Here is a 12,892-nt window from a genome sequence, read left to right on the forward strand (position 1 = left end):
TGCCGTATAATTGAACATAACTGCAAGCTTTTTTCTTTAAAAATAAAGAATTCTTTGCATTTAAACAAGAAAAAGTAGCTCTAAATACCTCTGTTTTATTGGATTTGCAATTTTTCAGCAAGCCCTACTTAAAAGCAAAAAATCCCAGAAAGAGCACGGGTACTAAACAAAAAGCTAAATTAATAACCAAGGTGCTTTTAAAAAACTCAAATATGTTAGCCGTTTTTTTGATACTTATTCTTTTAAGTAAAGAAAATAAATTCCTACGATTACAATGCTAAAACAATGTTAATTAAAACCTTGTTGTCTTCAAAATTCCTTCGCAATTATGGTTGAAAGTTAAATCACTTTTTCCTCAAAAGGAAAAGCTGGATCTAAAATCTCTTTTAAAAGCAATACAATTTGCTCCAGATAATTTGTCATTACTGTTTCATTGATCACATATTCGCTGTCTTTAAATTCTTTAAAATTAAAAGGTAAAAAACCTGATTTTAAATTTTTGAACGAAATAATTCCCGCTTCAATGGGTTTTGACTCGGCTAATTTTTCATACATAAAAGCGTAGGCTAAAACCTGAATGATTTTGTCGTTTTTAATATCTTCTGTTAGTCCTTTCCAGGTTTTCAAGGTAACACTAGCTTTCTCGACTTTACCCGTTTTATAATCGATAATTCGGATCGTTCCATTGCGCTCTTCGATTCTATCGACATTTCCTTTTATCAACACTGGAAATGGTAAACTCGGATGCGTTAAACTGCGTTCAAATGTTTGCTCTAAGGCGATAATCTTTATCGCATCACCGGCTTTAATACTTTCTAATTCCACTTTCAAAAAATTAGACACATTTCGTTTTGCCACTTCAAAAGCGAGTAGGTTCCGTCCTTTTTTAATTTCTCCTTCTTTGTAAACGGCCTTGAACTGTTTGAGTACCTCATCATCTATTTGCTTAAAACAGTTCTCTATGTCTTTTTCAGAGATAAATTTCCCAATAAAAGGTTCGTACAATACCTTTAAGGTTTCGTGAATAATGGTTCCCAACGTATTCAAAGCGATATTTTCTTCGACTTCTTCGACTTCGCGAATGCGTAAAATCTTCTGAAAATAAAACTGAATCGGATTCCGAATATAGCTCGTCAATGCAGAGGGTGAGAAACCAACTGTCGCAATTTCTTTCAATCGAGCCATCACCGCATCTGATTTTTCAATTACCATGGGCGTATAAGCTGTTTCGGGTAAAACGGCATTGTATATTTCGTGTGTAAGATTGTGATTGCGTTGTTTCTCCACTTCAAGCTGGGTGATAAACCTGCTTTTCTCTCCAGCATCTAGTCCGTCACTTTCGGTGTTATAAAGTAAATAAATATTTTTAGCACGTTGCAACAAATGGTAGAAATGATAGGTATAAATCGCATCTTTTTCCTTAAAAGTAGGCAATCCTAACTCACGCTTAACATCATATGGAATAAAAGAATTTTGAGATTTACCTGCTGGAAACTTCCCTTCATTCATTGAAGTTACAATTACAGTATCAAAGTCCAAAACCCTACTTTCTAAGACTCCCATAATTTGTAAACCATTGAGCGGCTCTCCTTCAAACGAAACTTCAGCCAAGTCGATTACTTGTTTATAAATAGCATGTAAAGTGTCAATCTTATCAATATGTTCGTGCTTCGAATAATAATTAATCAGTTTATTAATCACCTTGAAAATAGCAAAAACAAAGGCTTTTGTAATTTTCTCTTCTTCATTATCGTTACTTAAATTGTTCTTTATCGTAAGCAATAAAGTCGAAATTGTTTCTAAAACAACGATACTCCCTTGCTCCCATTTTTTAAATAACAGTGCAAACAAATCTGTAGGCTCAGGATTCAACTCTATTACCTTTTGATGGGTAATAAACGTATAATTATTTTGATTGATAATGTTCACCAATCCTGATGTTTTAGCATAAGGTTCCACTAAGGGATGTGTCAAGATATCCAATACATCTTTGTAATACAACACATAACTTTTAGCATTACGAGACAAGGCATTGGTGTGCATCTTGAATAATTTGGCAATCAAAATTTGCGCGGGATTGTTCTTGCTCGAATAACCCATCGTAATATTCAAAGCCCCCACGGTAGATGGCAACGAATACAATAGCGGTACCAAAACATTTTCTTCACCTAGAACAACCGCTACTTTATCGAGTGAAGCGGTAGGATTCTCGTTCAGTATATTTTCGATAATAGTTCCGGTTATTTTGGCTTGACCAATAGTTTTAGGAGTACCAATAACATGGATGTTTTTGGTTTGCGAAAAATCATCTACAATCCACTCAAAAGGATTGGACTTGTAGTGCTTCCAATTGGACTTAAATCGCCTTAAAAACAAACCAGCATCATGATAAGGATCATTTAGAAAAGTTTGATCAGCGTCCCAATATATTTTGGCTTGGTCAGTGGCAATAAGATGTTGGATAATTTTTTCTTCAGAAGCATTTAAGGCATTAAAACCTGCAAATAAATACTGTTTCTCCATTACTGTTTTCGAAAAGGAGTTCAAATTCTCAACAGCTTGGCGGTAAATCAAACCTTGGTAACCAATTCCTTTTTTTAGCAAATGCGCATATAAGGACTTATAATAATTGGGTAGTAATTTCCAGAAATCAATGTAGTTTTCGAGTAGTTGTGTTTTGTTCTCTACTTCGATTCCCCATTTTTTTATGTCCTCGATGTCTTTTAAGTAAGACAAAACATGGGTTGGGTCTAATAAATAGCGATCAATCTCATTGAAGTCTTGCAAAAGCATTTTGGCCCAATTGGCAAACAACTCAAAGGATTGCTGTTGTGTTTTCTCTGTAACAGACAAATACACCTCATAAAATTCAAATAATAATTCGATAGGATCGACGGTCCGAATAGCTGCAATGTCTTGAATAAAATCCTCTATACTAATAATCTCTGGCGAGAGTATATTAGAATTCACTTGTTTCTTCAAGGCTTCGATTAAGAATATCTTAGCTCTTTTATTGGGTAAGACCACGATGGTATTCGATAATGTATCGGAGTAATCCTGAATTAAAACCTGTGCAATTTTATCTAAAAACGAAGTATTTATCATTTCATAAAAATAAAAAAAACGCCCCGATAAATCGAGGCGTTTTCTAAAATATTTTGAATGAAATTATTCTTTGATCAAAGAAACTTCAACTCTTCTGTTTTCAGCTTTTCCTTTTGCTGTTTTATTAGAAGCGATTGGTTTAGTTTCACCGTAACCAGTAGATTTCAATCTGTCTGCGTTAATTCCTTTTTCTACTAAATAGTTTCTAACTGCAGAAGCTCTATTTTCAGATAAAGATTGGTTTAACTCATTACTTCCATCACTATCAGTATGACCTTCGATCATAAAGTTTGAATTTGGATACTCTTTCAAGATTGAGTTAATTGATTCTAAAACTGGGTAAGTTTGATCTTTGAAAGAAGATTTACCTGAATCAAATAAGATTGTTTTTCCGTAGTCATTCAATTGCTTGATTACTTCAGCAGAAACTTCAGGACATCCAGCGTTAGCAACAGTTCCTTTTACAGTAGGACATTTGTCATCTTTATCTAAAACTCCGTCTCCATCAGTATCTGGCCAAGGACAACCTGCGTTATCTTTTGGTCCTGCAACAGTAGGACATTTGTCATCTTTATCAGCTACACCATCATTGTCAGTATCAGGACACCCTTTTAAAGCTTTTGAACCAGCAACTTCAGGACAAGCATCATCTTTATCAGCGATTCCGTCTCCATCAGTATCAGGACATCCGTTGAAAGCAGCTAAACCAGCGATTTCTGGACAAGCATCATCTTTATCAGCAATTCCGTCTCCATCCGTATCAGGACATCCGTTGAATTGTTTTAAACCAGCAACATCTGGACAAGCATCATCTTTGTCATATATTCCGTCTCCATCAGTATCTTTACCTCCAAATTTGAAAGTTAAACCTGCTGTATGTTGGAAATGAGAAGGTGCATCTGGAGTACTAACACCTACTGTTCTATCTCCAAAAGATTTTTTGTAAGCTGTAGCTACAGAAAAACCTACGTTTTCAGTAAACCACAAAGTAAGACCTGCACCTGGGTTAACTGTACCATAACTGCTTTTCCCTAAGAAAGTATATCCTCCACCAAGGTTTAAAGTAGGATCAAGAACTTTTGATTTAATCAAAGTCATGAAGCTATATTTTACAGTAGCATCAATACCATAGTACATTAAGTCACCAGGGTTAGAAACTACATATCCACGAGAATCATGTCCTACAGCAGTTGGATCAAATCTTACGAATTTGTCAATTTTGTTAACAGACCCTTGAAGTCCAACAGAGAAATTATCTCCAATATATTTCGACACACCAATATAAGAAACAGAAGGAAGAATATTCCAGTTATCTTTTACAGCAAATGGCTGAGAGAAATGACGGTCTAACCATCCATTACCACCACCAGCACTAGTTTTAGTATCTACGGCATTAACTCCAAAAGAGATAGCCCACGGGTTGTTACTGTCTTGTGCGTGTGAGCTTAACCCCATCACCATCATTGCAGCAACTAAAATTTTGTTAAGATGTTTCATACTTAATTTTTTTAATTACAATTTAGTTAATTAAAAACAAAAGTAATGCGATAATTATTAATTACAAAACTAAATGTTAAAAAAAACCATTAAAAACCACAAAAAGTGGCAATTACATAAACTTAGATTAAAATTACACAACATTTAAAGATTGACCTACTTCTATAAATGCATTAATTGCTTTATCTAAATGCTCTTTTGTATGAGCAGCAGACAGTTGTACCCTGATTCTTGCTTTGTCTTTTGGTACCACCGGAAAGAAAAATCCTATTACATATATCCCTTTTTTCAACAATTCATCTGCCATGGTTTGTGATAATTTGGCATCATACAGCATCACCGGAACAATAGCCGAATCTCCATCAACAATATCAAAACCCGCTTTTTTCATTCCGACTTTAAAATAATTGGTATTCCATTCTAATTGATCTCTTAACGTAGTATCTTTTTCTAATAGTTCAAAAACCTTAATAGATGCCCCTACAATTGCAGGCGCTAATGAATTTGAAAATAAATAGGGTCTTGAACGTTGGCGCAACAATTCGATTATTTCTTTTTTGGCTGTAGTGTATCCTCCCATGGCTCCACCTAAAGCTTTACCTAAGGTTCCTGTAATAATATCTACTCTTCCCATTACTCCTTTTGCTTCAAGCGTACCTTTTCCTGTTGCTCCAATGAAACCTGCTGCGTGACATTCGTCTACCATAACCATCGCATCATATTTATCTGCTAGGTCACAAATTTTATCTAGCGGCGCCACAACACCATCCATAGAGAAAACCCCATCAGTAACAATAATCTTGAAACGACTTCCTGCTTCATTGGCTTTAATCAATTGTTGTTCTAGATCTTCCATATTGCTATTTTCATAACGGTAACGCGATGCTTTACACAAACGCACTCCGTCAATAATAGAAGCGTGGTTCAAACTATCTGAGATTATTGCATCTCCTTCTCCTAATAAAGGTTCGAAAACGCCACCATTAGCATCAAAAGCTGCTGCGTAAAGAATCGTATCTTCTGTTCCGTAGAATTCAGAAATTTTTCTTTCTAATGTTTTGTGAATATCCTGCGTTCCACAAATAAAACGTACAGATGACATTCCGAAACCATGTGTGTCCATAGCATCCTTGGCTGCTTGAATCACTTCTGGATGTGACGATAATCCTAAATAGTTGTTAGCACAAAAATTCAATACCGTTTCTCCTGTTGAAATCGTAATTTCAGCATCTTGTGGCGAAGTGATGATTCTTTCTTTCTTGAATATTCCATTATCTTCTATTGTTTGCAATTCATTTTGAAGATGTTCTTTTATTTTTCCGTACATAATTGATGGTGTATTTTGTTTAAAATTTAATTTGTTTAAAGTTACCCTCAATAGAATAACAACGGTAAAAACAAGCATTCAGCTATCATTACACTTTAATTAATAATCGAGCGCACTTTTACGAATAATTCATTTTTACGCTACAAATTTACTACATCGATTTCTTTTCCGATGTAAATCAGTGCTTTTTTTACGACTTTATAACCCATTAGTTCAATCGCATGTTGGTAATTCTCTAATTGCTTTTGATATTTAGCATTGTGCGCTCCTGTTTTGTAATCTAATAAATAGACTTCATTCGCATTATTCACTACCATTCTATCGGGTTTAATCGTATTTCCTTCTTTTTGAATAATCGTTTGCTCGTTCAAAACAATATTTCCCGGTTCAAAGCATATTTCTAATTCTGGATGATTTATAATATCCAATATTGTTTGATGCACTAGTTCTTTTTGACCAAAGTTGATCAATCCATTTTCTACCGCCTTTTCGACTGCTAGCGTTACGTCTTCTTTTGTTTTCACAAAAGATAAAATCTCATGCACCACATTCCCGTACTCGATAGACTCCTGCTGATGTGTTCCCCACATGAGCGCTTCTCGTTGGGCGATTTTGATATTTTTAGGATTTAATGTTTCGGCAACCACTTCAATCTTTTTTGAAGTATCTACGTGTTTTGAAGCGGATGACAGTTTTAACGGACTTCCAAATTCATATTCGAATTTCTCTGGATCGAAACCGTCTTTACTATCCAAATAATTGATGAAGAAAGTCGACATATTATTCGTCTTCACCTCGCCTTTACTTGTTAAATTCATGTTCGAAATAATATACAACTGTTCCTCTGCACGGGTTAAAGCTACGTACAGAACATTTATATTATCTAGTAATTCTTCTTGCTTCTTTTGGTCGTAAACCATTTTTGCCTCTTCACCAAAACCCTCTACAGCCGCACTATTATCGATTAAAACCTTAGGCAAACCAAAATCCATTTCAGTTGCTTCTAACCATAATTTATCTTTTGGTTTTCTACTGTAATCTTCCTCTGCAAATGGCATAATCACCACCGGAAACTCCAATCCTTTTGATTTGTGAATGGTCATAATACGCACCGCATTATTGCCTTCTGGTGACGGAATGCTAAATTTCTCTGCATTTTTGTCCCAGAAATTCAAGAAATCAGCAATTCCTGCTTGGTTGCGTACATCACGTTCTAGAACGATATCGAGGAAGTATTGGACGTAGGCATTCCCCACCCCGGCCCTCCCCGAGGGCGAGGGAGACTTGATGGTTTCGTTGTCTTTGGATGCATCAGCCGAATTAAATAATTTATCATTATTTAATTCTAACGCCTGTTCTTGCATTCTCAAAGCCTCTTTAATAGTATCTAAAACTTTTGAAATTGAATCTATCACCTCTCCATTTCTAAAGCGGATTACTTTATAACCTAATTCATTTAAAACACTGGTTCGTTCTTCATCTAGTACTATTTGCTCTGGCGTAAAATGATAATCTCCGTCTACCTCAACAACCAGTTTTTTAGACAAACAAACAAAATCTACAATGTAATTATCAATCAAATGTTGTTGCCTGAATTTACTTCCTAGTGACTGCTCTTTTAATTCTGCCCAAAGAATTTTCTCTGCAACCGTAGGTTCTTTTCTATGCGCAATTGCTTTTTCTAGCAACAAATGAGAATAATTCCCACCAGTTATATATCCTTTTTTATTAGAGTCACTCACTCCAGCTATTCCACCGCTATTTTTAACAGGCAGCGCATCTACACTGTCTCCCTCTCTTTTGGAGGGGGCTGGGGGGAGGATAAATTTCGATACAATAATCTCTACAGCCTCATACAATGATTTTTTTCGAATGTTTTGAAACGACAGCGAAATATTGAAACTCGTCAACCAATTCTCAAAATCCACTTCGTTTTTATGTTCCATCCCTTGTGCAATGAAATCATGAACTGGCAATTTATCTTGCACATACTCTGCGATGTAATGCAAGAAATAGGCTTTTGCCTCTAAGTCGGCATTGTTTTTTAAGTATTTTAAAAGATGAATGATCAATCGCACTTCGGTGGCATTTTGAATCATCAACGTTTCTGATGACAAAAGCGGAATGTTTTGCTCTGTCAAATAATTGGCAATGGCGACTCCTTGCCCACGTTTGCGGGTTAAAATAACAATATCCTTGTATTCAAAACCTTCTCGAAGGACTTTTTGAATCGTATTTAAAGTCGCCAAAACAAATAATTCTGTTTTATCTAGCGCTTCTTCTTCGTCTTCGGTGGTTTCAACTTTTGGAATAAAAGAAATATTCACATATCCACCCGTTTTACTATTCGTTTTTTGATGGCTGTGATTTTCATACAAGTCTTTGTAATCCGGATGCTCAAATTGTTCAGAAACCAGTTTAAAAAATTCATTATTGAAATCAATTACTTGCGAATAGCTTCGGTAATTTTTATCTAAATGTTCCAGTTTTTTATCTGGATTATTAAACGGATTGTTGTCCTTACTCAACTCAATAAACTGCTCCGCTTTTCCGCCACGCCAGCGGTAAATAGATTGTTTGGGATCGCCCACAATCATCAGCGTGCCTTTTTCGCCAAAATCATCCTGACCCGAAAGTGCGTTGTCAATCAACGGAATTAGATTTTGCCATTGCATCTCCGATGTATCTTGAAATTCATCAATAAAGAAATGACGGTAGCGCTCTCCTAATCGTTCGTATATAAATGGAGCAGGCTGGTTTTGAATTTCACGGTGAATGATTGCGTTGAATTCGGTTATCGAAAGGACATTTTGTTCTTCTTGAATTTTAGCCAACTCATTACTTACCGTATTCAACAAAGAAAGTGGCGTAATATTTTTAAGGAAAGCTTTGTAGAAATCTCTTTTTTCGAAATTTTTATAGATCGTAGCCAAAATCTGTATTAATTCCGGAATTAGATTTTCTATTAGCGCGCGGTCCTTTGCTGTTTTGTTGATAGCGATATCCTCAGACTCGTGAAAGGTTTTATTTTTTGGATTGAATTTTCCGTCTCGAATACTAATTAAATGATTCGGGAACGTTCCTCTAGAAAAGGATTTTAAATCGATACCGTTATTTTCAATTAGCGTTAAAGTTGCTAGCGCAAATTCGGCATTGTCTTTTTCTAAAACTTTACAGCTTTCTACTAATTTACTTTTTATTGCAACAAAATCGGCAATGGATTTATCATGGAAATGCGTAATCTCAGAACGGTGATTTTCGTTCAAAACCAATCGGCCTGTATCCAGAATTTCACGTGAAATGTCCCAAGATTTATCATCATCGGTTTTTTCCATCGTGAAATCGATCAATAACTTGGTTAACGTTTCATCTTCTCCAGCTTGCGCTATGATAGCATCTACTGCTTCGATTAGTAAATTCTCGGTATCAAGCGTTACCTCAAAAGTCATGGGCAAATTAAGATCGTGTGCAAAAGCCCGAATTACTTTATGCGTAAATTTATCAATGGTCGAAATATCAAAAGCAGCATAATTATGAATGATGTGCTTGATGATTTGCTGTGATTTGGTTTTGATTTCAATAATCGAAAGCCCCGTATCAGTCGATAAATCCTGCATCAAGTCGGATGCTTTTTGAGAAGGTTCGTCTTTGGCAAATTCAGACAAACTTCCTACGATTCGGCTTTTCATTTCGTGTACCGCTTTATTAGTAAACGTAATGGCCAGAATGTTTCTGTACGCATCATTTTTATGCGCTGTAAGAATAATTTTCAAGTATTCTTTGACTAAGGCATAGGTTTTCCCGGAACCTGCGGAAGCGTCATATATGGAGAAGGAAGGTCTCCCCGCCCCTCCCGACTTTTCGGGACTGCCAGAAGGAAAGGGAGCTGAAGCGGGATTTATATTGTGTTCTGAATTGCTGTTGTTTTCCATGGTGATTTTGTGTCTGAAAAGCTTTTTTTTAGTAAAAAAAAATGCTTTTCTGATTTTTACAGTTTTTCTTTAATTGCAGTTCCGTTTATCGATGACTGCGGATCCTAGCCCTGATGGAAACGGCATCCTTTCCTGCCGGGGTTCGGCAGGAAAGATATAGTGTACAGCAGGAAAAAGCTTCTAAAAATCAGCTTTACGAATAGGTTGCTTTTAAAAAATGTTTGTTTAATGTTTAAAAGTAGTATTTTTGCACTATGGAAACAAATAGACAGAAAAAAATAGGTGGGGTGATCCAAAAAGATTTGGTTGATATTCTGCAAGGTGAAGTGAGAAAAAATGGCGTATCTAATTTAATTATTTCGGTATCCAAGGTTACTGTAACTACAGATTTGTCTGTGGCGACGGTATATTTAAGTGTATTTCCTCAAGAAAAAGCTGGTGAAATTTTGGAGGCTGTGAAATCGAATTCAAAAACAATTAAGCATGATTTATCACAAAGAGTGCGTTTGCAATTGAGAAAAGTACCCAACTTGGTTTTCTTTATTGATGACTCTTTGGATTATATCGAAAAAATAAACAACGCTTTGTCAAATAGAGACAATCCTATTGAAAACAGAGACCTTTTAGAAAAACGCAAGTTGATATAATTTGAATTTCCCCCTTTACATAGCCAAACGTTACATCCTTAGTAACAGTAAAAACAATGCTATAAATATCATTAATCGCATTGCGAGTATGGGTATCATTGTGGGCGCGATGGCTTTGTTTGTGGTTTTATCTGTTTTTAGCGGACTGAAAGTTTTTAGTCTTTCGTTTACGAATGACATTGATCCCGACTTAAAAATAAGTAGCACTTTAGGGAAATCATTTTTCATTTCTCCAGAGCAAGAGGCCGAAATTAAGAAGATTGACGGGCTCGCCTCCTACTCAAAAATAATAGAAGAACGTGTCTTGTTTGTCTTTAATGACAAGCAAGAAGTAACGTATCTAAAAGGCGTTGACAGCAACTTTAACAATGTCAACGATATTAAAAAAACACTCTATAACGGGCAATGGCTAGAACCAAACACGTATCAAGTAGTTGTGGGGTACGGCATTGCACAAAAATTTTCGATGGGATTATTAGACTTTAATAATCAACTGGAAGTTTGGGTGCCCAAACCCGGAAAAGGAACGATTGAAAACGCTGAACAAGCTTTTAATAAAAGTCAAGTATATCCTATTGGTATTTACGCAATAAGTCCAGATTTAGACTCAAAATATGTTTTTGCCGACTTGGGTTTGGCGCAAGAATTATTAGAATATAAAGCCAATCAGATTTCAGGAATTGAGATAAAAGAGAAAGCGGGTGCCGATGAAAATGCGATTATAGCAGAGCTAAACAGTATATTTAATAATAGAATCACCATTAAAAACAGAGCACAACTCAATGAGTCTTTGTATAAAATGTTGAATACCGAGAATATTGCAGTGTATTTGATATTTACACTTGTGATTGTAGTTGCGCTTTTCAACTTGATTGGTGCACTTATCATGATGATTCTTGACAAAAAAGGCAATCTTAAAACGCTTTTTAATCTAGGGACAGAAATTAAAGATTTACGCAAGATATTTTTACTTCAAGGTACTTTACTAAGTGTTTTTGGGGGGATCATTGGACTGACTCTAGGAATTATCATTGTATTACTGCAACAACATTTTCAGCTGGTAATGATTACACCTACACTGGCTTACCCAGTTATTTTCTCGATCGAAAATGTATTGATTGTAATGGGAACAATTGTAACCCTTGGCTTTATTGCTTCATTGATTGCGAGTAGCCGTGTGAGTAAAAAATTATTGGAATAAAATTATAGTAGAGACGCACTGCAGTGCGCCTCTACGGTTTAAACGCAAATTCCACTAATTTTCACGAATAGATTTGTGAAAATTAGTGGAATTTGTGTTTAACTATTTTTAATATTGTCTTTACACAACCTCGTAACCAGAATACGCTTGCTCTATAGTATTTAGAATATTGAATAACTCTTGCGGATTATCTTCTGTAACTAATTGTTGTTTGAATGGTTTGAACGAATGGATTCCTTTGAAATAATTAGTATAATGCGGGCGGGTTTCTACAATTCCTAATCGTTCTCCTTTCCATTCCATTGCCCACGTTAAGTGGTTGCGCACTGCTTCTACGCGATCTGCAACTGTAGGTTTAGCCAAATGCTCACCTGTTTTAAAGTAATGTTTGATTTCGTTAAAAATCCACGGATAACCAATTGCGGCACGACCAATCATGATTCCGTCAATTCCGTATTCGTTTTTATATTGCAATGCTTTTTCAGGACTGTCGATGTCTCCATTTCCAAAAATAGGCATGGTGATTCTAGGGTTGTTCTTTACTCGAGCAATGTGTGACCAGTCAGAATGACCTTTGTACATTTGGGCGCGAGTTCTAGCGTGAATACTCAAAGCAGCAACACCAATATCTTGCAAACGCTCTGCCACCTCATCAATATTAATCGAACTATCATCCCAACCCAAACGGGTTTTTACTGTTACAGGCAAATGGGTACTATCGATAACCGCTTTCGTTAGGCGTATCATCAAATCCACATCTTTTAAAACTCCTGCTCCTGCTCCTTTACAAACTACTTTTTTTACCGGACAACCATAGTTGATATCAATTAGATCGGGGTTTACAGTAGAAACAATTTTAGACGATAATGCCATAGCTTCTTCATCACCTCCAAATATTTGGATCCCTACAGGTCGTTCGTAGTCAAAAATGTCTAATTTCATGCGGCTTTTTATAGCGTCACGAATCAAACCCTCTGAAGAAATAAACTCAGAGTACATTAAATCAGCACCATGCATTTTACATAACCTACGGTAAGGCGGGTCACTCACATCTTCCATAGGTGCAAGTAGTAAAGGGAAATCAGGTAATTCTATGTTGCCAATCTTAATCATCTTCGTTTAATTTTTTGCAAAATTACAACATTTAAGCGAATAGACTCTCTTCGTCATCCACTGAACTCTA

Annotated in this window: 7 protein-coding genes; 2 read left to right on the forward strand and 5 right to left on the reverse strand. The window is 35.8% G+C overall.

Annotated elements, in window-relative coordinates; all coding sequences use genetic code 11:
* Positions 1-339: 339 nt before the first annotated feature.
* The 4 genes from H8R24_RS05330 to H8R24_RS05345 form a co-directional block, all read right to left on the reverse strand.
* Positions 340-3,105: a PD-(D/E)XK nuclease family protein gene (locus H8R24_RS05330; RefSeq protein ID WP_187017606.1), complete on the reverse strand. Its 2,766-nt coding sequence runs from the start codon at positions 3,103-3,105 to the stop codon at positions 340-342.
* Between the two features lie 63 nt (positions 3,106-3,168).
* Positions 3,169-4,602, reverse strand: coding sequence for an OmpA family protein (locus tag H8R24_RS05335; RefSeq protein ID WP_187017605.1), 1,434 nt, complete (start codon positions 4,600-4,602; stop codon positions 3,169-3,171).
* Between the two features lie 133 nt (positions 4,603-4,735).
* Positions 4,736-5,929, reverse strand: coding sequence for a glycine C-acetyltransferase (gene kbl, locus H8R24_RS05340; RefSeq protein ID WP_187017604.1), 1,194 nt, complete (start codon positions 5,927-5,929; stop codon positions 4,736-4,738).
* 140 nt (positions 5,930-6,069) lie between these two features.
* Complete coding sequence (locus H8R24_RS05345; protein WP_222617367.1) at positions 6,070-9,861, reverse strand: UvrD-helicase domain-containing protein; 3,792 nt, start codon at positions 9,859-9,861, stop codon at positions 6,070-6,072.
* A 254-nt stretch (positions 9,862-10,115) separates the two neighbouring features.
* On the opposite strand from H8R24_RS05345, the gene rbfA reads away from it, so the two are divergent.
* Both rbfA and H8R24_RS05355 read left to right on the forward strand, forming a co-directional pair.
* Entirely contained in the window at positions 10,116-10,508 is a 393-nt protein-coding gene (rbfA, locus tag H8R24_RS05350) for a 30S ribosome-binding factor RbfA (protein WP_187017603.1), read from the forward strand.
* A 1-nt stretch (position 10,509) separates the two neighbouring features.
* Positions 10,510-11,709 carry an ABC transporter permease gene (locus H8R24_RS05355; RefSeq protein ID WP_187017602.1) on the forward strand — a complete coding sequence of 400 codons (1,200 nt, stop codon included), beginning with the start codon at positions 10,510-10,512 and terminating at the stop codon, positions 11,707-11,709.
* A 120-nt stretch (positions 11,710-11,829) separates the two neighbouring features.
* Here H8R24_RS05355 and dusB read toward each other — a convergent pair whose 3' ends face one another.
* Complete coding sequence (dusB, locus tag H8R24_RS05360) at positions 11,830-12,822, reverse strand: tRNA dihydrouridine synthase DusB (protein WP_187017601.1); 993 nt, start codon at positions 12,820-12,822, stop codon at positions 11,830-11,832.
* Between the last annotated feature and the right edge of the window lie 70 nt (positions 12,823-12,892).

Origin of the sequence: Flavobacterium muglaense (assembly GCF_014305155.1) — a bacterium.
Taxonomy (GTDB): domain Bacteria; phylum Bacteroidota; class Bacteroidia; order Flavobacteriales; family Flavobacteriaceae; genus Flavobacterium; species Flavobacterium muglaense.